This window comes from Providencia rettgeri (assembly GCF_023205015.1).
GTDB lineage: Bacteria > Pseudomonadota > Gammaproteobacteria > Enterobacterales > Enterobacteriaceae > Providencia > Providencia rettgeri_E.
The window spans coordinates 3131340-3156332 of the sequence record NZ_CP096258.1; the positions used below are offsets into that span (position 1 = coordinate 3131340).

Annotated in this window: 19 protein-coding genes; 3 read left to right on the forward strand and 16 right to left on the reverse strand. The window is 43.0% G+C overall.

The window, feature by feature from the left end; all coding sequences use genetic code 11:
* Position 1: 1 nt before the first annotated feature.
* The 16 genes from murC to leuO all read right to left on the reverse strand — a co-directional run bounded on the left by murC (position 2) and on the right by leuO (position 20019).
* Entirely contained in the window at positions 2 to 1465 is a 1464-nt protein-coding gene (murC, locus tag M0M83_RS14320; RefSeq protein ID WP_125891415.1) for a UDP-N-acetylmuramate--L-alanine ligase, read from the reverse strand.
* 46 nt (positions 1466 to 1511) lie between these two features.
* Positions 1512 to 2585, reverse strand: a complete 1074-nt coding sequence (gene murG / locus M0M83_RS14325) for an undecaprenyldiphospho-muramoylpentapeptide beta-N-acetylglucosaminyltransferase (RefSeq protein ID WP_248466798.1) — start codon at positions 2583 to 2585, stop codon at positions 1512 to 1514.
* Entirely contained in the window at positions 2582 to 3775 is a 1194-nt protein-coding gene (gene ftsW, locus M0M83_RS14330) for a cell division protein FtsW (protein WP_125891417.1), read from the reverse strand. Before ftsW ends, murG begins: the two co-directional genes overlap by 4 nt.
* Positions 3775 to 5085 carry a UDP-N-acetylmuramoyl-L-alanine--D-glutamate ligase gene (gene murD, locus M0M83_RS14335; RefSeq protein ID WP_248466799.1) on the reverse strand — a complete coding sequence of 437 codons (1311 nt, stop codon included), beginning with the start codon at positions 5083 to 5085 and terminating at the stop codon, positions 3775 to 3777. Before murD ends, ftsW begins: the two co-directional genes overlap by 1 nt.
* A gap of 1 nt (position 5086) precedes the next feature.
* Positions 5087 to 6169 carry a phospho-N-acetylmuramoyl-pentapeptide-transferase gene (gene mraY, locus M0M83_RS14340; RefSeq protein ID WP_004262035.1) on the reverse strand — a complete coding sequence of 361 codons (1083 nt, stop codon included), beginning with the start codon at positions 6167 to 6169 and terminating at the stop codon, positions 5087 to 5089.
* Entirely contained in the window at positions 6163 to 7527 is a 1365-nt protein-coding gene (murF, locus tag M0M83_RS14345; RefSeq protein ID WP_213914488.1) for a UDP-N-acetylmuramoyl-tripeptide--D-alanyl-D-alanine ligase, read from the reverse strand. Before murF ends, mraY begins: the two co-directional genes overlap by 7 nt.
* Positions 7524 to 9011 (reverse strand): UDP-N-acetylmuramoyl-L-alanyl-D-glutamate--2,6-diaminopimelate ligase, encoded by a 1488-nt coding sequence (gene murE / locus M0M83_RS14350; RefSeq protein WP_125891420.1) that lies wholly within the window; start codon positions 9009 to 9011, stop codon positions 7524 to 7526. The genes murF and murE overlap by 4 nt, the downstream gene beginning before the upstream one ends.
* Complete coding sequence (gene ftsI / locus M0M83_RS14355) at positions 8998 to 10764, reverse strand: peptidoglycan glycosyltransferase FtsI (RefSeq protein ID WP_248466800.1); 1767 nt, start codon at positions 10762 to 10764, stop codon at positions 8998 to 9000. The genes murE and ftsI overlap by 14 nt, the downstream gene beginning before the upstream one ends.
* 11 nt (positions 10765 to 10775) lie before the next feature.
* A complete protein-coding gene (gene ftsL / locus M0M83_RS14360) occupies positions 10776 to 11096 on the reverse strand; it encodes a cell division protein FtsL (RefSeq protein ID WP_102137387.1) in 321 nt (106 codons plus the stop codon).
* The gene (rsmH, locus tag M0M83_RS14365; protein WP_102137386.1) at positions 11096 to 12049 is read right to left on the reverse strand and encodes a 16S rRNA (cytosine(1402)-N(4))-methyltransferase RsmH; all 954 of its coding nucleotides are present in this window, start codon (positions 12047 to 12049) and stop codon (positions 11096 to 11098) included. Before rsmH ends, ftsL begins: the two co-directional genes overlap by 1 nt.
* Positions 12050 to 12051: 2 nt before the next feature.
* Complete coding sequence (gene mraZ, locus M0M83_RS14370; protein ID WP_102137385.1) at positions 12052 to 12510, reverse strand: division/cell wall cluster transcriptional repressor MraZ; 459 nt, start codon at positions 12508 to 12510, stop codon at positions 12052 to 12054.
* Positions 12511 to 13215: 705 nt separating this feature from the next.
* Positions 13216 to 14229 carry a catabolite repressor/activator gene (gene cra, locus M0M83_RS14375; protein ID WP_125891422.1) on the reverse strand — a complete coding sequence of 338 codons (1014 nt, stop codon included), beginning with the start codon at positions 14227 to 14229 and terminating at the stop codon, positions 13216 to 13218.
* Between the two features lie 84 nt (positions 14230 to 14313).
* On the reverse strand, positions 14314 to 14805 hold the full coding sequence (ilvN, locus tag M0M83_RS14380; protein WP_004262045.1) for an acetolactate synthase small subunit: 492 nt from the start codon (positions 14803 to 14805) through the stop codon (positions 14314 to 14316).
* Between the two features lie 2 nt (positions 14806 to 14807).
* Complete coding sequence (ilvI, locus tag M0M83_RS14385) at positions 14808 to 16535, reverse strand: acetolactate synthase 3 large subunit (RefSeq protein WP_248466801.1); 1728 nt, start codon at positions 16533 to 16535, stop codon at positions 14808 to 14810.
* A gap of 362 nt (positions 16536 to 16897) precedes the next feature.
* Positions 16898 to 18730 (reverse strand): AMP-dependent synthetase/ligase, encoded by a 1833-nt coding sequence (locus M0M83_RS14390; RefSeq protein WP_213914484.1) that lies wholly within the window; start codon positions 18728 to 18730, stop codon positions 16898 to 16900.
* Positions 18731 to 19050: 320 nt separating this feature from the next.
* Positions 19051 to 20019, reverse strand: a complete 969-nt coding sequence (gene leuO / locus M0M83_RS14395) for a transcriptional regulator LeuO (protein ID WP_125891425.1) — start codon at positions 20017 to 20019, stop codon at positions 19051 to 19053.
* Between the two features lie 894 nt (positions 20020 to 20913).
* Here leuO and leuA point away from each other — a divergent pair.
* Genes leuA through leuC form a run of 3 tightly spaced genes read left to right on the forward strand, consistent with a single transcriptional unit; the run spans position 20914 to position 24987 of the window.
* Entirely contained in the window at positions 20914 to 22491 is a 1578-nt protein-coding gene (leuA, locus tag M0M83_RS14400) for a 2-isopropylmalate synthase (RefSeq protein WP_166267630.1), read from the forward strand.
* Between the two features lie 2 nt (positions 22492 to 22493).
* Positions 22494 to 23582, forward strand: coding sequence for a 3-isopropylmalate dehydrogenase (gene leuB, locus M0M83_RS14405; RefSeq protein WP_213914483.1), 1089 nt, complete (start codon positions 22494 to 22496; stop codon positions 23580 to 23582).
* 1 nt (position 23583) lies between these two features.
* Positions 23584 to 24987, forward strand: a complete 1404-nt coding sequence (gene leuC, locus M0M83_RS14410; protein WP_248466802.1) for a 3-isopropylmalate dehydratase large subunit — start codon at positions 23584 to 23586, stop codon at positions 24985 to 24987.
* Positions 24988 to 24993 lie beyond the last annotated feature (6 nt).

The following is a 24993-nucleotide window of genomic DNA, read 5'->3' on the forward strand; positions in this document are numbered from 1 at the left end:
TTTATTCCTCAACCATCGGTGGCTGTAATTTTGCTTCAGCCAGACTTTTCGCTATTTTACCAATATTTCCTGCGCCTTGAACTAAAATTAAATCATTTTCATCAAGAGTTTGAGCTAAAATATGTGGAATTTGTTCAGTATCTGCGACATAAATAGGATCAATCTGACCGCGACCACGAATTGTTCTGCATAATGAGCGGCTATCTGCACCCGGTACATGCTTTTCGCCCGCTGAATATACATCTAACATTAGCAGCACATCTACTTGCCCTAAAACATTAACAAAATCATCGTATAAGTCACGAGTACGAGTATAACGATGCGGTTGAAACACCATAACAATGCGTTTATCTGGCCAACCTGCTCTCGCAGCTTTAATCGTTGCGTCAACTTCCGTTGGGTGGTGACCATAGTCATCGACTAGCATCACTTCCCCCTCTTTACCATTCACATTACGCAGAGGGAAATTTCCTAGGAAATCAAAGCGACGCCCCGTACCTTGAAATTCAACTAGTGCAGATAAAATATGAAGGTCATCAATACCTTCTTCAGTTGCAACAGCAACGGCTGCCGTCGCATTGAGGGCATTGTGACGCCCCGGTGCATTTAGCACTACTGTCAGTTCTGGCATATTTTCACGAGCAATGGTGAAAAAGCCTTGATTCCCTTTTTGCTCATATTGGGTGATACGCACATCAGCGTCTTCACTAAAACCATACGTGGTTATATAACGACCAATTTTGGGTAGTAACGAGCGGATCACGGGGTCATCAATACACATCACTGCACGCCCGTAAAATGGCAGATTGTGCAAGAAATTAATGAACGTATTCGTTAAATTATCGAAATCGCCTTGGTAAGTGTCCATATGGTCGGCTTCGATATTGGTCACAACGGCAACTAACGGTTGTAAATGTAAGAACGAAGCATCGCTTTCATCAGCTTCCGCAATCAAGTAGCGGCTACTACCTAAACGGGCGTGTGTGCCTGCTGATTTAACTAACCCGCCATTGACGAATGTAGGGTCTAAACCGGCTTGTGCGTAAATACCGGAAATCATCGCAGTTGTAGTCGTTTTCCCGTGGGTACCTGCAACTGCGATGCCGTGACGGTAGCGCATTAACTCAGCTAACATTTCTGCACGGCGAATAACTGGAATACGCAATTCGTTGGCCGCTTGAATTTCAGGGTTCTCGCTTGAAATCGCTGTTGATACGACGACAACACTCGCATTTTCAACGTTCTCTGGGCGGTGATTAAAATAAATCGTAGCGCCTAATGCGGTTAGTTGTTGCGTCACTGCATTGGGTGCTAAATCTGAACCACTAATTTCATAGCCTTCATTTGCCAACACTTCAGCGATACCACCCATGCCAGCACCACCGATGCCGACAAAATGGATGTGCCTGACTCTTCTCATTTCTGGCACTGATGTTCTTAATTTCGCTAATTGTTGTGTATTCACTATATTTCTTCGCTTCTAATTAATTCGGTATCAATTATGGCTAATATTATTTAGCCACTTCGCAAATCACGGCAGCAACTCGCTCTGTTGCATCAGTAATTGCACAGCTATGCGCTTTTTCAGCCATTGAAAGTAATTCGTTTCTATCCCATTGCGCTAATAAGCTCGCCACAGCATCTGCGGTAAATTGTGACTGTTCTAAAATTTTAGCCGCTCCCGCTTTTTCTAGCGGTAATGCATTCCAATACTGCTGACGGTCTTTATGTTGAAAAGGAACAAAAATAGCCGGTAAACCTGCGGCTGCAATTTCACTGACTGTTAGTGCACCAGACCGACAGACGACAATATCTGCCCATGCGTAAGCTTGCGCCATATCATCAATAAATTCAGTAACTTTATACTCGGAATTGCCTGAAACTTGCATATACTCATTATACAATGCTTCTGTAGATTCCTTACTGCCTTTTCCCGCTTGATGCCAGATATTTAACTGTTTGCCTACTTTTTCAGCAACTAGAGGCATCACTTGATTCAAAATCCGTGCTCCTTGGCTACCACCAACAACTAAAACACGTACAGCGCCTTCTCGGCCTGCTAGGCGCACTTGGGGTGCTGGTAGTGCTAAAACATCCTCACGTACCGGGTTCCCAACAACGGGTGCATTAGGAAATGCGCCTGGAAAGGCTTGTAATACTCTTTTTGCAATTCGAGATAGCCATTTATTCGTTAACCCTGCGATACCATTTTGTTCATGAAGCACAACGGGTACACCGCATTGCCATGCCGCAATACCACCGGGACCTGAAACATAGCCCCCCATGCCTAATACCGCATCGGGTTGATAACGTTTGATAATCGTTCTTGCTTGGCGGATAGCTTTATAAATACGCCATGGAGCCCCCAGTTGTGCAGCAATACCTTTACCCCTGAGCCCTGAAATTTGAATAAATTCAATATCAATACCATGCTTAGGGACTAATGTGGCTTCCATTCTGTCAGCCGTACCTAACCAACGGATTTCCCACCCTTGAGCCTGCAAATAATGAGCCACAGCTAACCCCGGAAAAACATGCCCTCCGGTACCACCTGCCATGACGAGTAATTTCTTTGCCTGACTCATTTAGTGCTCCTTACAAACGCCTGCGCTTTTTCAAGGCGTGTTTCAAAATCAATTCTCAGTAATATCGCAATGGCGGCAGCCATCACCAGTAAACTTGAACCACCATAACTAATGAGTGGCAATGTTAACCCTTTTGTCGGCAACATACCTGATGCGGCTCCGACGTTAACCAAGGCTTGGAAGGTAAACCAAATACCAATTGAACAAGCCAAATAACCACCAAATAATTGCTTTGACATCAATGCCCTACGACCAATCATCATTGCCCTAAATGCCAACATGAAGACCATCAATAAAACCAATACCACGCCAAAGTACCCGAGTTCCTCAGCTAAGACAGAGAAAATAAAGTCAGTGTGTGCTTCTGGCAAGTATTCTAATTTTTGTACTGAGTTACCAAGGCCTTGCCCAAACATTTCACCACGACCAAAGGCCATTAAAGATTGGGTTAGCTGATAACCACTGCCAAAAGGATCATCCCACGGGTTCAAAAATGACGTCACTCGACGTAAGCGGTACGGCTCGAACCAAATCAAAGCCAATACCCCCACTGCACAAGCGGCAATACCAATAATAAATGGCGCTAACCTTGCTCCCGCTAAAAACAACAGACCGAGAGTGGTTACCACGAGTACGATAACAGTCCCTAAGTCAGGTTGTAGTAAAAGCAATGATGCCATAACAATCAAAATACACATCGGCTTGATAAAACCAAGAAAACGGGTTTTGACTTCATCAGACTTGCGCACTAAATAACTGGACACGTAACAAAATAACGTAAATTTCGAAATTTCTGCCGGTTGAATTTTTACCAAACCGACGTCTATCCAGCGTGATGCTCCGTTAACTGAACTACCTGCGACCAGTACCACAACGAGCATGCCAAGTGAAACCATCAACAAGACGAAATTATACTTTTCCCAAACAGCCATCGGAATACGCATGACAACTAGGGCTAAAATAAACGCGATAACGATATACACCACATCGCGCTTAGCGAAATAAAAAGGATCTTCCGTTAAGCGCTGGCCAACAGGCATAGAAGCGGATGTGACCATGATAAAACCCACTGCGGCTAAACCGAATGCCAACCACACTAATGTACGGTCGTAAAGCGTTGAGCCTGAAATCACGCCATTTTTTTCACCAATGACCCAATTTTTTAAACGCATCGCACCCGGTATCGTCATTAACCTAACTCCTGGGCTAATTGAGCAAAGACAGTTCCACGCTGCTCAAAACTTTTAAACTGATCCAAACTGGCACATGCAGGGGATAACAACACCATGTCCCCCGCTTTTAATTGGGGTGCAATTTGGCGTAAGCTTTGTTCCATCGTCTCAGTTAAGACAGATTTTTCAGGAGCCATATCAGCTAATGTTTTTCCATCACGGCCAAAGCAGTATAGACGGTAGTTATCAGCAGCAACATATTGTTTTAGTGGTGAAAAATCAGCTGACTTGCCATCACCGCCCAATAATAAATAGATATTGCCATCCACATGTAACCCATTTAACGCGGCTTCCGTACTTCCAACATTGGTGGCTTTAGAGTCATTAATCCAGCGTACACCGTTGTTGAATAACACTAACTCGAAGCGATGTGCTAACCCCGTATACTCTTTCAATACTTGAAGGCACGCTGGGCGAGGAATATTCACGGCATCTGCCAATGCTAACGCAGCCAACCCATTGAGATAATTATGTTGACCCGTTAAGTGCATTTCGTTGACATCAAACAGCACTTTCCCTTTCGCCACTAACACCCGTTTTTGAGTATCAAAGAAATAGTCACCACTATTTAAGCCAAAGCTAATGCATTCATCCAATGTATGGTTCGAAGGTAAGGTCAGCGCATCTTGCACGTTAACAATGCAGTTTTTGGCATTATGATAAATTTTTAATTTCGCATCACGGTACTGCTCTAAGCCTAATGGATATCTATCCATATGATCTTCACTAATATTTAAGACCGTCGCTGCCGTCGCTTCTAAGCTTGATGTGGTTTCTAATTGGAAGCTTGAAAGCTCTAAAACGTATAAACGATGCCCCGCATTGAGTAATGAAAGTGCGGGCGTACCAATGTTGCCACCAACACCAACAGAAATACCCGCGGCTTTCGCCATTTCACCCACCAATGATGTGACAGTACTTTTACCATTTGAACCTGTAATGGCGACAATCGGTGCATCCGCTTCACGGCAAAACAGTTCGATATCACCCACAATTTCGATGCCGTTTTCTGCCGCTTGCTGCAACTGAGGCGTTGCCAACGCAATTCCTGGGCTCGCGACAATTAAATCGGCGGCCTGTAGCCAGCTATTATTTAAGCTACCACTGTGGCATTCCACATTTGCCGGGAGTTTGTCTACCCCCGGTGGTACTGAACGGGTATCCATAACACGCGGCACAACACCGCGAGCAAGGAAAAAGTGAACGCAAGATAGGCCGGTTACCCCCAGCCCAATAATGACTACGCTCTTACCCTGATAATCGACCATCTTAACGCACCTTTAAGGTTGCCAGCCCAATCAGGACTAGCATTAATGAGATAATCCAGAAACGCACGATAACACGTGGTTCTGGCCAACCCTTCAATTCATAATGGTGGTGAATTGGTGCCATACGGAAAATACGTTGTCCGCGCAATTTAAATGAACCGACTTGTAAAATAACTGACAGTGTCTCAACGACGAACACACCGCCCATAATCACCAGTAAAAACTCTTGGCGCAGTAATACCGCAATAGTCCCTAGAGCACCGCCAAGTGCCAATGAGCCAACATCCCCCATAAACACTTGCGCTGGATAAGTGTTAAACCATAAGAAACCTAGCCCTGCCCCCACAATGGCAGTACAGACAATCACCAGTTCACCTGCATGGGGTAAAAATGGAATATGTAAGTAGCTGGCAAAGTTGACGTTACCTGTTGCCCATGCCACTAATGCAAAGCCTGCGGCAACAAATACCGTTGGCATGATAGCTAAGCCATCCAAACCATCTGTGAGGTTTACGGCGTTACTGGTTCCAACAATCACAAAATACGTCAGCAAAATATACAGCATGCCCAGTTGTGGCATCACATCTTTGAAAAATGGCACGACCAATTGCGTCGCAGGGGTATCTTTACCAATCGCATACATGGAAAAGGCAACAATTAACGCAATCACCGATTGCCAGAAATATTTCCAACGGGCGATTAAACCACGCGTGTCTTTACGAACCACTTTACGGTAGTCGTCAACAAAACCGACTATGCCATACCCAACAAGCACGAGCAGAACACACCAAACGTAAGGGTTGTCTAAGCGCGCCCATAGCAACGTTGAAACGGTGATTGAAAATAAAATCAATAACCCGCCCATAGTTGGGGTTCCACGTTTACTAAAATGAGACTCTGGGCCTTCGTTACGAACGACTTGGCCAATTTGCATTTTTTGCAGGTAAGCAATTAAATGAGGCCCCATCCACAATGCAATAGCGAGTGCTGTTAGCAAACCGACAATGGCCCTGAACGTCAAATAAGAGAAGACGTTCAGAACAGAAAACTTGTGGACCAACATTTCGGCAAGCCAGACTAACATTCGAAGCACTCCTTCAATGCATTCACGACATCTTCCATCGCGGAGCTGCGTGAACCTTTAACTAAAATAGAAACAACGTCCTTCTGCTGCGCTAGCGGAATTAGTCGGGTTAATAAATCTGCTTTCACGGTGAAATGCTCACCACATTCACTAAATTGGCTGATCAACTCACTTAGCTGACCAACACTGAATACTTTGTCTAAACCAGCCTGCTTAGCGGCAACACCAACACGCTGATGGCAATCTTCTGCATAATCGCCCAGCTCCCCCATATCCCCCACCACCAAGATACGGTAGCCCGGCATTTTTTCGAGGACATGAATTGCCGCGATCATTGAGCCATCATTGGCATTATAAGTGTCGTCTAATACCACTTTGTGCTCACTTAAGCGCACGGGATATAAACGCCCTGGTACCGCTTGTGTTTTTGCTAAGCCGTTTTTGATATCTTCTAGGCTAGCACCCACTGAAATCGCCAATGCACTCGCCGCTAACACATTCGCGATATTATGTAGCCCCGGTAATGGTAAGGTGATATCAACGCTTCCAACAGGGGTATGTAACACAAAATCCGTTGTCAGCTGTTTCACTTGGATATCAGAAGGATAGAAATCTGCTTTTGCTTGTTGTGTTAACGAGTAATACCAAACGGTTTGGCGTGGCTGAAACTGCCATTTGTCACTGTAGCTATCAAGGTTAACAATCGCAGTTCCTTCTTCAGGAACACCTTGATAAATTTCACCTTTGGCTGTCGCAACCCCTTCTGGTGAACCAAAGCCCGCTAAGTGCGCAGCAAATAAATTGTTAACTAACGCGGCTTCTGGTTTGACGATATGGGTTGTATAGGCAATTTCATTTGGGTGATTTGCACCCATTTCTATCACAGCGAAGTCATCATCATGAGTTAAACGAAACAGTGTCAAAGGCACACCAATATCGTTGTTTAAATTACCGGCGGTATATAAGGTTTTACCACGCTCAGATAAAATGGATGCGGTCATTTCTTTAACAGATGTTTTGCCTGAAGAGCCCGTCAAACCAACAATTCGAGCTCTACTTTGCTGACGAACCCATGCCGCTAACTGCCCCATGGCAATGCGAGTGTCTCGCACGATAACTTGAGGGCAATCCACGTCCAGCTTGCGCTCAACGAGTAACGCTTTCGCCCCCACAGCCACCACTTGCTGTGCAAAATCATGAGCGTCGAAGCGTTCGCCTTTTAAAGCAATAAAGAGACTGTTTTCAGCAATTTTACGGCTATCCGTACTCACTGCGCTGATCAAGAGCGTTGTATCTGGAGCAAATTCAACCTGCCCTTGAGTAATTTGTGCCAGTTGTGCGAGTGTTAGCGAGATCATGCGATTACCCCCAACAGACGGGCTACCGTTAGACGGTCTGAGTAATCTAACTTACGGTTGCCAATAATTTGATAATCTTCATGACCTTTACCAGCGATCACAATCATGTCATCAGGGGATGCCTGCAAAATAGTGTTTGTCACGGCTTCTGGGCGACCCGGAATGGCCAAAGCACGGCTTGAATCTAATAAGCCCGCCATGATGTCGTTGATAATATCAATTGGGTCTTCGCTGCGTGGGTTATCGTCAGTGATAACGATTTTATCTGCATACTCTTCCGCGGCTGCTCCCATTAGAGGGCGCTTACCTTTGTCACGGTCACCACCGCACCCAAATACGCACCAAAGTTGCCCTTTACAATGTAAACGCGCTGCCGCTAAAGCTTTTTCTAATGCGTCTGGGGTATGTGCATAGTCGACAACAACGGTCGGTTTATTTGGTGCACTGAACACTTCCATTCGACCGCAAACAGGCGACAATGAAGAGGCCGCCGCAAGCAGTTTATCCAATGGATACTCCATCATTAGCAAGGTTGCCATTGCAACTAATAAGTTGCTGACATTAAATGCCCCCATCAGTGGGCTTTCGAATGCGCCTTTGCCCCACGTGGAGTCAAAATGAATGGTCGCGCCCTTATCGTGGTATTCCACTTCAGTGGCCTTCAACCATGGCCCTTGCCAGTTTGCTGGGATACGGTTTTCCATCGTAACAGCGCAGGCTTGTGGTAAACGTTGTAGCCATTTCAAGCCAATAACATCATCTGCATTAATGATTTGCGATTTTGTATTATGCGTAGAAAACAGTAGCCATTTCGCGGCTTCATAGCTTTCCATATCACCGTGATAGTCAAGGTGGTCACGGCTTAAGTTAGTAAACACAGCAGCATCAAACTGTAAATCGGCAACACGCCCTTGCACTAAGCCATGGGAAGACACTTCCATCGCGGTTAATGTTGCTTTTTGGTTTAATAATTGGGTCAATTCAAGTTGGATATCTACCGCAGAACCCGTCGTATTTTCACTTGGTGATACATGGCCTAATAGACCATTGCCCACGGTACCCATTACAGCGCTAGTTTCCCCTAACCCTTGAGCCCACTGAGCAATTAATTGTGTCGTAGTTGTTTTGCCATTAGTACCGGTCACACCGACAAGTTTCATATTTGCTGATGGCTGCTGATAAAACTTACCTGCAAGGGCTGATAAACGGTTATTTAGGTCATTTAAATAAATAACAGGAACGCCATGAACGAAACGGATTTCACCTTCAACAGCTTCATCTTCCGCTTCTGCTATCACAGCAGAAACCCCTTGCGCAATGGCTTGAGGAATATAGTGTCGCCCATCCGATTGATGGCCTTTTATTGCAATAAACAGATCGCCCGCGGCAGCCTTTCGACTGTCTAGCGTCATCTCACGCAGTGAGATTGGAGTTGTGCTCACACCAAAGGGTGAGAGAAGATCACAAAGATTACGATCTGCCACTTTTAACCTCTTTTTGACTATTTACAATTTCATTTTGTTCGTTTGGTTGTAATGCATCGGGTTCAACGTTCATCAATCGTAAAACGCCTCCCATAATCGAACCAAATACAGGCGCAGATATTGCACCACCATAATAACTACCCGCGCTTGGCTCATTAATAAGCACCACTAACGCATAGCGTGGATTGCTCGCAGGCGCAACACCAGCAGCGTAAGCCAAATATTTATTAATATAACGCCCTTCAGGACCCACTTTTTTCGCAGTCCCTGTTTTAATAGCAATACGGTAGCCTTTAATCGCTGCTCGTGCTCCCCCGCCTCCGGGTAAAGCCACGCTTTCCATCATATGAACCACTGTTCGCATGATTGGTTCAGGAAAAACACGCGTTCCTGACACTGGTGGGTCAACTTTCGTGATGGATAGAGGCCGATAAATACCAAAACTACCAATGGTTGCGTAGGCTCGCGCTAACTGTAACGGTGTTACCATTTGCCCGTAGCCAAAAGAAAAGGTGGCCCTATCTAAATCAGACCACCGTGTTTTTTTACTTGGAAAGATGCCACTACTTTCCCCGACTAACCCCAGATTAGTCGGCTTGCCAAACCCAAAGCGGCTATACACATCCACCAACTCTGTGGCTGGCATCGCTAACGCCAGTTTAGAAACACCCACGTTACTCGACTTCTGTAAAATCCCAGTGATTGTTAATTCTGCATACCGGGCAACATCTTTGATTTCATGTCCACTAATACGATACGGATAAGTATTAAGTACTGTATTTTCTTTGATAATTTTATTATGGAGTGCACTCATAACCACCATCGGCTTTACCGTCGAACCCGGTTCGTAAATATCCGTAATGGCACGGTTACGCATTGCATCCATTGATGTACCGGTTAAGTTATTTGGGTTGTAGGATGGGCTATTCGCCATCGCTAAAATTTCACCGGTATGAACATCCACTAAAATTGCCACACCCGATTCAGCTTTGTTTTCCTGCACGCCACGTGTGAGTTCACGGTAAACAATCGATTGAATTCGTTCATCAATACTTAATGTCAAATTATGCGCGGCTTGGCTGTCAATAGACGAAATCGTTTCAATTACTCGCCCATTACGGTCTTTACGGACTGTACGTTCGCCCGGTGCACCTTTTAACCAACGGTCAAAGCTTTTTTCAACGCCTTCAATGCCTTCGCCATCAATATTTGTTACCCCCAATAAGTGAGCGGTAACTGGGCCTGATGGGTAATAACGACGAGACTCTTTGCGCAAGTAAATACCCGGTATTTTTAGTTTTTTGACGTAATCGCCAATAGAGGGGTTAACTTGACGCGCTAAATACACAAAACGGCCTCTTGGATTGGCCGATATTTTGCTCGTAATTTGTTCTAATGGAATTTCAAGTGCGTCTGCCAGTGCTTTCCAGTGTTCGTCATTGCTGATCCCCCCTTTTTCAAACACCTCTTTGGGGTCTGCCCAAATAGCATTGACTGGCACACTTACCGCCAGTTGCCGCCCTTCTCGGTCGCTGATCATACCTCGAGAGGTTGCAACTTCTTGCACTCGTAAAGAGCGCATATCGCCTTCTTTCACCAGTTTCTCTGGCGCAATAATTTGCAGATAAGCCACCCGAGTTAGCAACCCTGCTAACGCCAAGACAATGCATCCGCACAGCAAAATAAAGCGCCAGCGGACAAAGCTGGTGCTTTCTTCTTGTTTCTTGTTTTTCGCTGTTTTTGGTGCTTTCATTAGGAACCTTTTTATTGCTTAGAAACAATAATTTTTTCTTGTGATGGTTCAACTTGTACCATCTGTAATTTTTCAACCGATAAACGTTCTATTCGGCTATGGCTCGCAAGGGCATTTTCTTCAAGGATCAGATTGCGCCATTCGATATCTAATAAGTCTTTTTCTTCATACAATTTATCTTTTGCGGCCGTTAACAAACGCGTTTCATGTGCGGTAGTCACGACAAAAACGGCACTAATTATAATTGCAGACAATAAAATCAAAGGAACGATGCCATAACGAAATAAATCACGCCCAATGACGCGTGCTAGGCTGTGCCTTTCTGGAACCATTATTCCGCCGCCTTTTCAGCAAACCGCAACACGGAACTCCGTGCGCGTGGGTTTTCGTCAATTTCGTTTTCCGAAGGTTTCATCTTGCCTAAGTCACGTAACTGCGCTGCACCTAACGCTTTAATCTGCGTTTCAGTCAGAGGGATACCTGCTGGTACTGATGGCCCTTTACTGTTTTTGCGAATAAACCGCTTTACTAACCTGTCTTCCAAAGAATGGAAGCTGATAACCGATAAACGACCTTGTGGCGCTAAAACGTTCATTGCGCCTTCTAGCGCTTTTTCTATCTCTTCCAATTCACTGTTGATATAAATTCGTATGGCTTGGAAGCTACGCGTCGCTGGGTGTTTGTGCCGATCTTTCATCGGACTAACCTTTGCGATTAATTCAGCTAGATGCCGTGTGCGCGTTAATGGCTCTTCTTCTGGGTTATGGTTACGCTCAACAATCGCTCTTGCAATTCGCTTCGCAAAACGCTCTTCTCCAAAAGTTTTTAAAACCCAAGCAATGTCATCCGCTTCTGCGTCCATCAGCCATTGCTGTGCAGATTGCCCCTTGGTTGGGTCCATTCGCATATCTAAAGGCCCGTCACGCATAAATGAAAAACCACGCTCTGGGTCATCTAACTGCGGTGAAGAGACGCCTAAATCCAGCAATACGCCATCAATTTGCCCAACTAAACCTTCTTCTTCCACATACTCTGCAATCGCAGAAAATGGGCCGTGTTTAATCATAAAACGAGGGTCATCAATCGCTTGAGCTGCTTTTATCGCTTCTGGGTCACGGTCAATGGCGATCAACCGCCCTTGTTCGCCAAGCTGGCTTAATATCAGCCTTGAATGGCCCCCACGACCAAATGTGCCGTCGATATAAATACCGTTAGGTTTAATGTTTAAGCCATTAACGGCTTCATCTAGTAATACTGTTACGTGTTTAAATTGCTGTTGCGTCATTATTAAAGTGACAAATCCTGTAAGCGGGCTGAAAGTGGTTCATTGGTAAGGCGCTCAGCGGCAATGTCATCTTCCACTTGCTGATACCAAGTTTGTTCATCCCAAAGTTCAAATTTATTAATCTGGCCAACCAACATGACCTCTTTTGTTAGCCCTGCATGCTGACGCAATGTATTGGCTAACAAAAGACGCCCCGCGTTGTCCATTTGACATTCACTTGCATGGCCCAGTAACAGCCGTTGCACGCGTCGTTCCGCTGGGTTCATCGTCGATAACCGAGAAAGTTTTTCTTCGATAATCTCCCACTCCGGTAAGGTATAAAGCAGTAGGCACGGCTGGTGAAGGTCAATGGTACAGACCATTTGCCCTTTCGATTCCTCGTTCAGCATACCTCGGTAACGAGTCGGCACGGTTAGACGCCCTTTGCTGTCGAGATTAACCAGTGTTGCCCCACGAAACATACCCGATTATACCCCTTTTATTTTCAACTCACCCACTTTACCCCACAATTCACCACAATTCACCACATATAAAGTTTACGAATGGTATGAAAACGTTGTCAAGCCAGTCGCTCTCAGCTTTAGCTTTATTTACAGAACAATTCAGAAAAAATAAGAATAGGTAAAATATAACTTGGAAAGAAAATGGGAAATAACAGGTTGATATAATTAATATATTTTATAGAGTGCAACTTAAATAAGCGTGATCACTATAGATTGCTGCAAAATCATACAAATCATCATAAATTCAACTTATGTCTCATTTTTAATCAGTATATCTTGTACCGGTAATTTACTTTTATTGAGTCCTCGAATAATCGTTAATATCTAGCAATGATAAAATCACCTCGAAAGAAAAATAAAATCATTAGATATCAACACAATAAATAACTGTTTTAATAAACAGTGTTTAATTTTAAATATTTATCGCACGAATCAATAATACAGCCACAATAAATTTGTATTAATTTCATCATCCAATTTAGCTTTCATTTTAAAATCAGCAATAAATATATTAAGATAAATCCTAAAGTTAAATATTTACCAACTTTTAGCCTATAAAAAAAAAGCCCCTACAAGGTAGGGGCCGTTATATTACTCATTATTGTGACTAACATCACTCATTATCGTGTAAATATTCGCAGTTCGATTAAAGTTAGGTCTGTTTTATGACAACTTACGACCTAAACTTCCACGGCGACATAAATCACGACGAATACGAGTAATACCCGCTTCTGGCTTTTGCTTTTCATCAAGGCTGGCAAGTACCAATTCTAAAATACGTTCAGCGATATCTCTGTGACGCTGTGCAAGGGACAGCACTGGGCATTCAAGAAAATCTAATAACTCGTTATCACCAAATGTGGCAATAACCATGTGCTCAGGTAAACGACCACTACGCTTCAACGCAACATCCAAGACACCTTGTAGTAAGGAAAATGATGTTGTAAATAACGCGTCTGGCATCTCATTACCGCTATCCAGCCAATGCGCAAACACCTCTGCGGCTGAATCTCGTTCATAGCTATTTGCATACAGGTAATCAATCTTACGCGGATCTTCATTCCACGCCTTACGGAAACCTTGTTCGCGTAAATAGCTGACTGACAGTTCAGGTAACGCCCCTAAATACAACACTGACTCAGCTTTAAATTTACGCAATTCTGCTGAAATCATGAAAGCATCTTCTTGGTCATCACCAACGACACTAATAAAGTGTTCTTTTTCAAGGGCTCTATCAAGTGCGATAATCGGTAATGAACGATTCGCCCAGCGCTGATAAAACGGGTGCTCTGGCGGTAATGCTGTCGAGACAATAATCGCATCAACTTGCCGCTGTAAAAGGTGCTCAACACAACGGATTTCATTGTCGGGTTGGTCTTCTGAGCACGCTATCAGCAATTGATAACCACGTTGACGCGCCTGCCTTTCAAGGTAATTTGCTATACGGGTATAGCTCGTATTTTCCAAGTCAGGGATCACTAACCCAATCGAACGGGTTCGCCCTGCTCGTAGCCCCGCAGCAACTGCATTTGGATGGTAATTGTGTTCTCTGACGACTGCCATCACTTTTTCTACAGTTTTATCGCTGACTCGATACTGCTTGGCCTTGCCGTTGATCACATAACTAGCCGTTGTGCGGGAAACACCCGCTAGACGGGCTATCTCATCCAGTTTCACGTTAACCTCTTTACAATTTTGGGAATAGCCCCGAGTCATTCGGGGCCTTAAACGCGTTTATTCTACCTTCGGATGATAAATTTTTCATCGCATAATTTTATCACCGCGTGAAACACCGACGATCCCTGAGCGCACAACTTCAACAATTTCAGCAACACCACGTACTGATTCGATGAAAGCATCCAGTTTTTCGCTTGTTCCCGCTAGCTGAACGGTATAAAGCGTTGGAGTGACATCAACAATTTGTCCACGGAAAATATCCGCACAACGTTTCACTTCATCACGCCCATATCCAGAGGCTTGCAGCTTCACTAACATGATTTCACGTTCGATATGTGCTGACGCCGTCAGCTCACTGACGCGCAGCACATCAACCAATTTATGCAATTGTTTCTCAATTTGCTCAAGAACCTTTGCATCCCCTTTCGTTTGAATCGTCATACGTGACAAGGTTGGGTCATCTGTTGGTGCAACGGTCAAACTTTCAATATTATAACCACGCTGAGAAAACAGACCGATGACACGGGACAAAGCACCTGATTCATTTTCTAATAAAACGGATAAAATACGACGCATGATCAGGTCCTCTCTGTTTTGCTCAACCACATTTCATCCATTGCACCACCACGGATCTGCATTGGATAAACGTGCTCAGTTTCATCAATATTGACGTCAACGAAAACTAATCGCTGATTTTCATTCACTTCAACAAGGGCTTGTTTTAGTTTTTCTTCCAGTTCATCAGGTGTTGATATTGAAATACCAACGTGGCCATAGGCTTGCGCTAACTTGATAAAATCAGGCAATGACTGCATGTAGGATTGTGAGTGACGGCCTTGATAAATCATATCCTGCCACTGTTTTACCATACCTAAGAAACCATTATTTAAGTTGAGCACTAAAACCGGTAAGCCATATTGCAGGGCAGTTGAAAGCTCTTGGATGTTCATCTGGATACTGCCATCCCCTGTCACACAGACAACGGTCGATTTTGGATGTGCTAATTTCACCCCTAATGCGGCAGGCAAACCAAACCCCATCGTTCCAAGCCCTCCAGAGTTTATCCAGTGGCGAGGTTTATCAAAGGGATAATACAGTGCCGCGAACATTTGGTGCTGCCCAACGTCAGACGTCACATAGGCTTCCCCCTTTGTTAAACGGTAAATCATTTCAATGGCTTGTTGTGGTTTAACTTTGGTTTGGCTTGTTTCATAACGTAAGCATTGTTTACTACGCCACTGTTCAATGTCTTTCCACCATGCAGTGAGTGCTTGGCTATCTTGTTTCGCTGAAGCCTGATCTAGCTGACCTAACATTTGCTTTAATGTAAGTTTCGCATCACCCACAATTGGAATATCTGCATTAACTGTTTTTGAAATAGACGTTGGGTCAACATCAATTTGGATAACAGTCGCATTTGGGCAATATTTTTCTAAGTTGTTTGTTGTTCTATCATCAAAACGAACACCAACAGCAAAAATCACATCAGAGTTATGCATAACCTTGTTGGCTTCGTAGGTTCCATGCATTCCAAGCATACCCACAGATTGCTTGTGAGTTTCAGGAAAAGCCCCTAACCCCATTAAGGTTGATACCACTGGCAATTGTAGTTTTTCTGCCAACTCAATGAGTTCCGCAAAGCAATTCGCATTAATCGCCCCTCCGCCAATATAAAAAACTGGTTTTTTTGCCGAAACCAATTTGGTTAATGCTTTTTTGATTTGGCCTTTATGGCCTTGCAACGTTGGGTTATAGGAACGTAGAGAAACGTTTTCGGGATAACGGTAAGCAAACTTCAAGGCGGGGTTAACAGTGTCTTTAGGGAAATCAATCACCACAGGGCCTGGACGCCCACTTGCTGCAATGTAAAATGCTTTCTTGATGGTTTCAGGAATTTCTTCTGCGCTTTTAATTAAAAAACTGTGTTTAACGATCGGCCTTGAAATTCCAACCATGTCGCACTCTTGGAATGCATCATTACCAATTAGCGAGCTTGCAACTTGCCCCGATAACACCACCATCGGTACAGAGTCCATGTACGCCGTCGCTATACCTGTAATCGCATTCGTTGCCCCAGGGCCGGATGTCACTAAAACAACCCCAACATCCCCTGTTGAACGTGCATAGCCATCAGCCATATGTACCGCAGCTTGTTCATGGCGCACTAAAATATGCTCGACCCCGCCAACCGTATGAAGTGCATCATAAATATCTAATACTGCACCGCCTGGATAACCAAACACGTGCTTTACTCCTTGGTCAATCAACGATTTGACGACCATTTCCGCTCCCGACAACATCTCCATGAGTTTGCCCCCAGACATTATTTGCAAGTGAAGAGGTATGATCTACCCCTTTGTTTTTATCATTTAAATTATGAAATTCGTGCTATTAACATATCGCTCTGGCTGAAACGAAGCAAACACCATTTCAGTACAAGGATCACGAAACTTTCACATCATCTTGAACATGGGTATTTGATAGATAAATTAACTGCAGATAAAAATAATGGGAGGAAAAATGACTGGTATGAATGAAAATACAGCGCAAATTTAATTAGTTGGAACCGTTAAAGTTTTAATATTAAGCAATTATCTAAATAAATTGATAAAAATAGAACAAAAACAAGACCTGACTTACCCGCAATACAAGTAAGTCAGGTTATAAATTATTCTTTGTACATTGATTCAATTTCTAATTGATAGCGCTCAGAAATAATTTTACGTCTCAGCTTTAAAGTCGGTGTTAATTCGCCTTTTTCCATTGAAAAAGTGGTAGGTAACAAAGTAAAGCGCTTAACTTGATGAAAATTTTCAATATTTTTCTGTAAATCTCTTAAACGACCTTCAAATAATGCCACAATATTCGAGTCTTTTAAGAGTTCTAAACGATCCCGATATTTCAGGTTTATTGAGTTCGCATATTCTTCTAAGCTCTCATAGCAAGGCACGATCAGTGCTGAAACAAACTTACGTGCATCGGCAATGACTGCAATGTGTTCAATAAACTTGTCTTGCCCTAATACGCCTTCAATCATTTGTGGTGCAATATATTTTCCGTTAGACGTTTTCATTAAATCTTTTAGTCTATCTGTAATATATAAATTACCTTGTTCGTCAATTTTCCCTGCATCACCCGTTTTTAACCAGCCATCCGCAGTAAACGTATCTAAGGTTTCAATCGGGCGGTTGTAATAGCCTTTCATAACCACCGGCCCTTTCACTTGTATTTCATCATCTTTGCCAATACGCACTGAAACAGATGATAGCGGTGTACCAATCGAGCCTAATGGGTACTTGCCTTCTTCCCAGCAAGATACCGTAGCGCAGGTCTCTGACATACCATAGCCATATTTGATATTTACCCCAGCGGAAAGGAAAAACGCTATCACATCGTCATCTAGACGAGCGCCTGCGGCTGGCATGAAGCGAATTCGTCCCCCTAACCCTTCGCGAATTTTATTGAGAACCAGTTTGTCAACCATCGGGAAAATAGCGCGGTTAATAAAAGAGGGTTTGCGGCCTTTTGCTAATGCTTTCACTCGGCTTCTGCCAAGGGATATTGCACAGCGAAATAGCGCTCTACGTACTAGAGGCGCTTTTGCGACTTTACTTTGTATCGCTGAATAAACTTTTTCATAAAAACGAGGAACCGCACACATTACTGTCGGTTTTACTTCAGCTAATGCTTCCCTAACCTGATTGGTGTCCGTGAGGTAAACGTTTAGTGCACCGACGTGCATAACGTAAAAACTCCACGCACGTTCAAAAACATGTGAAAGTGGTAAGAAACTTAAAGAGACGTCATCAGCAGTTAGTTGTAACCGTTCGTCATGGAGATACAGTTGCGCAGCCATGTTGTAGTAATCCAACATAACACCTTTCGGTTCTCCGGTGGTGCCTGATGTATAGATGATGGTAAATAAATCACTGAGATTATGTGCAGCGATGCGGTCATCAAGTTCTGCTTGGTAAGCAGTTTGTGATTGCGCCATAAAGGTGGATAAATGCAGTGTGTCAATTGAGATATCAGCTAACTCAACATTGTCATTCATCACAACAATCGTTGTTAATTGAGGGCAAAGAGCTGGTAATTGGCATGCCACTTGATATTGCGCTTCTTCCCCAACAAACAATACTTTAATATTCGCGTCATTAATAATATACGCGGCTTGCTCGATACTGCTAGTTGCATAAAGTGGCACCGTGACAGCCCTAATTTGTAGCGCGGCAAAGTCAACCAATGACCAGTTCATACTGTTATGGGCAAATAACCCAATATTTTCTTGTGCGATAACGTTTAATGCTAAAAGGCGAAGAGAAATCGCTGATGTACGATCGCCAACTTCCCCCCACGTTAATGAGCTACGTTGTCCGTTATCCCATTGACTGAAAGCTATCCGGTTCGCCGATTCGTGTGCAGTAACTCTGCTACGTAGGCGATTAACCAAGTGGTATGGATATAGATTTTCAGTAATCAAAGTGTATTCCCTATAAGTCATTATCGATATAAGTTACTCGGCACATTCACAAGCACTTAACCATTCTTATTATTTCAGCTTACAAGTGTTAGCTGAATATTCGAAGTGTATAGACTAAAGAGATGCGTGAAAAGCATTTATATGTAAATTTTTTGCAAATGTTATGTCTGCAACAAAACACATCATAGTGCTAACTATAATGCGTTAACTATCTTGAAGGTGTGTATATTTGTCAGTGCGCCTGCAAAAACATAGAGATTGTAAACCTTAACAAAATGACTATTTATTTTTCATTATGTCTAAGACAGCTTACAACCTCTCACAATGTTTATATCGGCGTCCTACGCGGCAGCAGCTTGCTCAGGAAGTTCTTCAACCAATTGGTTAAATTGAGATTTCATCCACTGATGGCCTTTATCTCTAACTGTTGATTCATGCCAAGTTAAATAGCAAGGTAGTGCGTCCCTAAGCCAAGGTAATGTTAATGTACGTAATTTCAATTGCCCAAAGTAATGACCTACTAGCCATTTTGGTACAATAGCGACGAGATCTGTCTGGGCAACAATGCTCAATACACTATTTAAGTCCGTGCCTTGATAGCTAATCGTATGCGATAACTCAGTATTATTATAATAAGGTTTACTAAATGAGCCCATGTTATCCATTGACATAATGGCATGACGTTCATTATTTAATTCAATTTCAGAGATTGAATTACCAATACGCGGATGATGATTTGCAACGACTAAGACCAATTCATCATCAAATAAAACCTGATGCTGGAACTCTGCTTTTTCTAATTGATTATAACCAAGGAAAAAATCCATTTCTTGGTATTTTAATTGATGAGCAATTTTATTATCCATGAAAGAGTGAATAACTATATTAATATTAGGCGAAACTACCTTAAATTTTTCGACAATAATAGCTGCCAGACGAATATCTAACGGTGAACAAATAGATAAATTAAATACTCGTTCACTATTTTGTGGATTAAAACCAGCGCTAGGTAACTCATTATGAACTAATTGTAATGCTTGCCTGATAGGCCCGAACAGTTGCTTAGCACGAGATGTCGGCTGAATACCCCGCCCATAGCGCACAAACAATTCATCATTAAACATTGATTTTAAACGTGAAACTGCATTGCTCACCGCAGGTTGAGACATCCCTAACACTTGCGCTGCTTTTGTTACGTTTTGCATCTGCATCACCACGTCAAAAACCGTTAATAGGTTGAGGTCAACATTACGCAAATGAATATCGCTACTGTCTTTTTTAGCTGTTGAAATTGTATCAAAATCAGTCATTTTTTACTCCACTAATATATTTATCATTTTTCATTAACGAAAAGAGTCATTCATCTTAAAAAACCGACGAATATATAAATTCATTAAATATTATTCTTAAAACAACTTATAGATAATAAGCCATTTCGCTTTCCCTGCATTTATTAAAACGACGTTTATATTACTTAACCTATTAATTAAACCTGCAGTATAAATATCATTGTAAAACGTAAATATTCACCAACATAATGAATGATAACCACTTATTACCTTTGCGTTCACTCACCATAAAAATAATAAAGCAATTTTTGCAAGAAATCATAATAAATCGTATTTAGAATCAATAAATATTCTCATTATCAGATTATTTTTTAAATACTCATTTATTCGATAATTAATTTAATCAAAAAGCATTGGCGAAGATGATTTATTCCCTGTACTGAGTCACACTTCACATCAAAACAATAAAAACCACATAAAAATCAATGCGTTTAATCGAAAAAACATTCAACCCTGATTAACGAAAGAATTTTACCCTTATAACTACATAAAAAGCCAGATAAAACGGAAGGGACACACCAAAAAAATAGCAACAACCACCAACTAAAAGCCATAATACATGATTGGTAAAAATATGCTAAAAATCTATGATTGACATTAACTTTAAGATAACGTATCAATAAATACAGTTTGATTAAGATACTCAAGAGAGACAGTTTAAAATGACATTTTCTATTCGCCTACTAAGCCTACTACTACTCGCATTAAATTTGCGCGGTATGCTTATGGACGAAAAATAGAAACAAACTGTCCACAAACATGAAGAACCCGCGCAACCCGCGGGTTTTTTTATGCCTGCGGCTTTGGAAGAACATAACACTAAGTAAAAACAAAATTCGATATGAGGAACACAATATGAGCAACCAAGTCATTATCTTCGATACTACCTTACGCGACGGTGAGCAGGCATTACAGGCAAGTTTGTCAGTGAGAGAAAAATTACAAATCGCCTTCGCATTAGAGCGCTTAGGGGTTGATATCATCGAAGCGGGTTTCCCGGTCTCTTCACCAGGTGACTTTGAGTCCGTTCAAACTATCGCAAGAGAAATAAAAAATAGCCGAATTTGCGCATTAGCGCGCTGTATTGAAAATGACATTGATGTGGCTGCCGAGTCATTAAAAGTTGCCGAGGCTTTCCGTATTCATATTTTCTTAGCTACCTCCAACTTGCATATGGAGAAAAAATTAAATAAATCATTTGATGGTGTAATGGATATGGCTATCAATTCCATCAAGCGCGCTAGACGCTATACCGATGACGTTGAATTCTCCTGTGAAGACGCCGGCCGTACTGACCCTGATAACTTATGCCGTATTGTAGAAACCGCGATTAATGCAGGTGCAACCACCATTAATATCCCTGATACCGTAGGTTACACTACACCTTACCAGTTTGGTGGCATTATCACTGATTTGTATAACCGTGTGCCTAATATCGACAAAGCCGTTATTTCTGTTCATTGCCATGATGATTTAGGGATGTCAGTTGCTAACTCAATCAGTGCCGTACAAGCCGGTGCCCGCCAAGTAGAAGGTACCATCAATGGGTTAGGTGAACGCGCGGGCAATACAGCATTAGAAGAAGTGATTATGGCCATTAAATTGCGCGAACAAATGTTGAATGTGCATACCAATATTAATCACAAAGAAATTTACCGCACCAGCCAGTTAGTTAGCCAATTATGTAATACACCAATCCCAGCCAATAAAGCGGTTGTAGGCAGCAACGCATTTGCTCACTCATCAGGAATTCACCAAGATGGCGTGCTGAAAAATCGTGAAACCTACGAAATTATGACGCCAGAGTCCATTGGTTTAAAAGAGCAGCAATTAAATTTAACTTCACGCTCGGGACGCGCCGCTGTTAAGCACCGTATGGAGGAAATGGGGTATCACGAAGGTAAAGATTTCAAATTGGATGAATTGTATACTGCATTTTTGAATTTAGCCGATAAAAAAGGCCAAGTCTTTGACTATGACTTAGAAGCTTTGGCTTTCTTTACGAAACAACAAGATGAAACCGATCACTTCGTAATGGACTATTTCAGTACACAATCAGGCTCAAGTATCGTCGCAACAGCGACCGTCAAAATGCAGTGTGGCGACGAAGTAAAATCTGAAGCGGCAACCGGTAATGGCCCCGTTGATGCCATTTATCAAGCCATCAGCAACATTACCCAATTCCCTATGAAATTAGTCTCTTATCAGTTGTCAGCTAAAGGCCACGGTGAAAATGCATTAGGCCAAGTGGATATCGTGGTGGAATGCCATAACCGTAAGTTCCACGGGATGGGGTTAGCGACAGATATCGTCGAATCATCAGCAAAAGCTATGGTGCATGTGCTGAATAGCATCTGGCGCTCTGAGCAAGTTGAAAAAGAAAAACAAAAAATAAATCAAGAATCACAATCAAACACAAAGGAAGCTGTTTAACAATGTCTAGTTATAAAATTGCCGTATTACCGGGTGATGGCATCGGTCCAGAAGTGATGGCGCAAGCTCACAAGGTTTTAGCTGCTATCAGCAAACGTTTTGCAATAACAATCAACACCACTGAGTATGATGTTGGCGGTGCGGCAATCGACAATCACGGCGAACCATTACCACAGGCTACCGTAAAAGGGTGTGAAGAGGCTGACGCGGTGTTATTTGGTTCTGTTGGTGGACCTAAATGGGAACATCTGCCACCCGATAGCCAACCTGAACGTGGCGCATTATTACCTTTACGTAAGCATTTTAAATTATTCAGTAATTTACGCCCTGCTCGCTTATATCAGGCATTGGAAGCATTCTGCCCATTACGTGCAGACATCGCAGCTCAAGGCTTTGATATTCTTTGTGTACGTGAATTAACGGGTGGGATTTACTTCGGTCAACCAAAAGGCCGTAAAGGCGAAGGCCAAGAAGAGTACGCATTTGATACTGAAGTTTATCACCGCTATGAAATCGAGCGTATTGCACGTATTGCGTTTGAATCTGCTCGTAAACGTAATAACAAAGTCACATCAATTGACAAAGCAAACGTGTTACAAAGCTCAGTATTATGGCGTGAAGTGGTCAATCACATCGCAAAAGAATATCCCGATGTTGAAGTCAGCCATATGTATATTGATAACGCGGCAATGCAAATGATCAAAGCCCCATCTCAGTTTGATGTGGTGTTATGCTCTAACTTGTTCGGCGATATTATTTCCGATGAGTGTGCGATGATCACCGGCTCTATGGGTATGCTGCCTTCTGCGAGCCTGAATGCGGATGGTTTTGGTTTATACGAACCCGCGGGCGGCTCTGCGCCAGATATTGCTGGAAAAAATATTGCTAACCCAATCGCACAAATTTTATCTGCCTCCATGCTGTTAAGATTTAGCTTAAACCAAGCCGATGCCGCAGATGCCATTGAGCGCGCAGTGAATAAAGCCTTAGAAGAGGGCTATAGAACATCAGATTTAGCTGGCACAGGCAAATCCATTAGTACCAGTGAAATGGGCGATATCATTGCTCGTTATATTGCAGAAGGGGTGTAACATGGCCAAGACTTTATATCAAAAATTGTATGATGCCCACGTTGTCCGTGAGGTCGAAAATGAAATCCCTTTGATTTATATCGATCGCCATTTAGTACATGAAGTAACCTCTCCACAAGCTTTTGATGGATTGAGAACTAAAAACCGTCCTTTGCACCAGCCAAATAAAACGTTTGCAACGATGGATCACAACGTGTCGACGCAAACCAAAGATATTAATGCTTGTGGTGATATGGCTCGCATTCAAATGCAAGAGTTAATGAAGAACTGTAAAGAGTTCGGCGTAACGTTATATGATTTGAATCACCCATACCAAGGTATTGTCCACGTGATGGGTCCCGAGCTAGGTATTACTTTGCCCGGTATGACCATTGTATGTGGCGATTCCCACACCGCAACACACGGTGCATTTGGCTCATTAGCCTTTGGTATCGGAACGTCTGAAGTTGAGCACGTGATGGCGACTCAAACACTGAAACAAGCACGTGCTAAAACGATGAAAATTGAAGTCGTTGGCAAAGCGCCTGCAGGCATAACCGCAAAAGATATCGTTTTAGCGATTATCGGTACAACAGGCAGCGCAGGCGGTACTGGCTATATTGTTGAGTTTTGTGGTGAAGCCATCGAAAACTTGAGTATGGAAGGCCGTATGACGGTGTGTAATATGGCCATTGAGTTAGGCGCAAAAGCGGGGATCATCGCACCGGATGAAACCACCTTTGCCTATATGAAAGGCCGCCAATTTGCCCCTAAAGGCCAGCAATGGGACGACGCAGTTGCTTATTGGAAAACATTAAAAACGGATGACGATGCTGAGTTCGATAAAATCATTACAATTCAGGCTAGTAGCATCGCACCACAAGTCACTTGGGGAACTAACCCAGGGCAAGTCATTGCCATCAACCAACCGATCCCTGCTCCAGAGTCATTCGCAGACCCCGTTGAGCGAGCATCTGCTGAAAAAGCATTATCTTACATGGGGTTAGAGTCTGGCATTAAATTATCTGACGTCAAAATTGATAAAGTCTTTATTGGCTCATGTACGAATTCACGTATTGAAGATTTACGTGCTGCCGCTGCAATTGCCAAAGGCAAAAAAGTGGCGAATGGCGTACAAGCCATTGTTGTTCCCGGATCTGGCCCTGTTAAGGCCCAAGCTGAGCAAGAAGGTTTGGATAAAATCTTTATTGAAGCAGGCTTTGAATGGCGCTTGCCGGGCTGCTCCATGTGTTTAGCGATGAATAATGACCGTTTAAACCCAGGCGAGCGCTGTGCATCAACCAGTAACCGTAACTTTGAAGGTCGCCAAGGTCGCGCTGGTCGTACTCACTTGGTTAGCCCAGCAATGGCAGCTGCCGCAGCGATTAATGGCCATTTTGCTGATGTACGTGATATTCAAATCTAAGGAGAA

Bases quoted from the DNA above. Each gene is read 5' to 3' on its own strand.
- murG (WP_248466798.1), bottom strand. From the start codon at position 2,585: ATGAGTCAGGCAAAGAAATTACTCGTCATGGCAGGTGGTACCGGAGGG.
- ftsW (WP_125891417.1), bottom strand. From the start codon at position 3,775: ATGACGATACCGGGTGCGATGCGTTTAAAAAATTGGGTCATTGGTGAA.
- murD (WP_248466799.1), bottom strand. From the start codon at position 5,085: ATGGTCGATTATCAGGGTAAGAGCGTAGTCATTATTGGGCTGGGGGTA.
- mraY (WP_004262035.1), bottom strand. From the start codon at position 6,169: ATGTTAGTCTGGCTTGCCGAAATGTTGGTCCACAAGTTTTCTGTTCTG.
- murF (WP_213914488.1), bottom strand. From the start codon at position 7,527: ATGATCTCGCTAACACTCGCACAACTGGCACAAATTACTCAAGGGCAG.
- ftsI (WP_248466800.1), bottom strand. From the start codon at position 10,764: ATGAAAGCACCAAAAACAGCGAAAAACAAGAAACAAGAAGAAAGCACC.
- ftsL (WP_102137387.1), bottom strand. From the start codon at position 11,096: ATGGTTCCAGAAAGGCACAGCCTAGCACGCGTCATTGGGCGTGATTTA.
- rsmH (WP_102137386.1), bottom strand. From the start codon at position 12,049: ATGACGCAACAGCAATTTAAACACGTAACAGTATTACTAGATGAAGCC.
- mraZ (WP_102137385.1), bottom strand. From the start codon at position 12,510: ATGTTTCGTGGGGCAACACTGGTTAATCTCGACAGCAAAGGGCGTCTA.
- ilvN (WP_004262045.1), bottom strand. From the start codon at position 14,805: ATGCGTCGTATTTTATCCGTTTTATTAGAAAATGAATCAGGTGCTTTG.
- ilvI (WP_248466801.1), bottom strand. From the start codon at position 16,535: ATGGAGATGTTGTCGGGAGCGGAAATGGTCGTCAAATCGTTGATTGAC.
- M0M83_RS14390 (WP_213914484.1), bottom strand. From the start codon at position 18,730: ATGACTTATAGGGAATACACTTTGATTACTGAAAATCTATATCCATAC.
- leuO (WP_125891425.1), bottom strand. From the start codon at position 20,019: ATGACTGATTTTGATACAATTTCAACAGCTAAAAAAGACAGTAGCGAT.
- leuA (WP_166267630.1), top strand. From the start codon at position 20,914: ATGAGCAACCAAGTCATTATCTTCGATACTACCTTACGCGACGGTGAG.
- leuB (WP_213914483.1), top strand. From the start codon at position 22,494: ATGTCTAGTTATAAAATTGCCGTATTACCGGGTGATGGCATCGGTCCA.
- leuC (WP_248466802.1), top strand. From the start codon at position 23,584: ATGGCCAAGACTTTATATCAAAAATTGTATGATGCCCACGTTGTCCGT.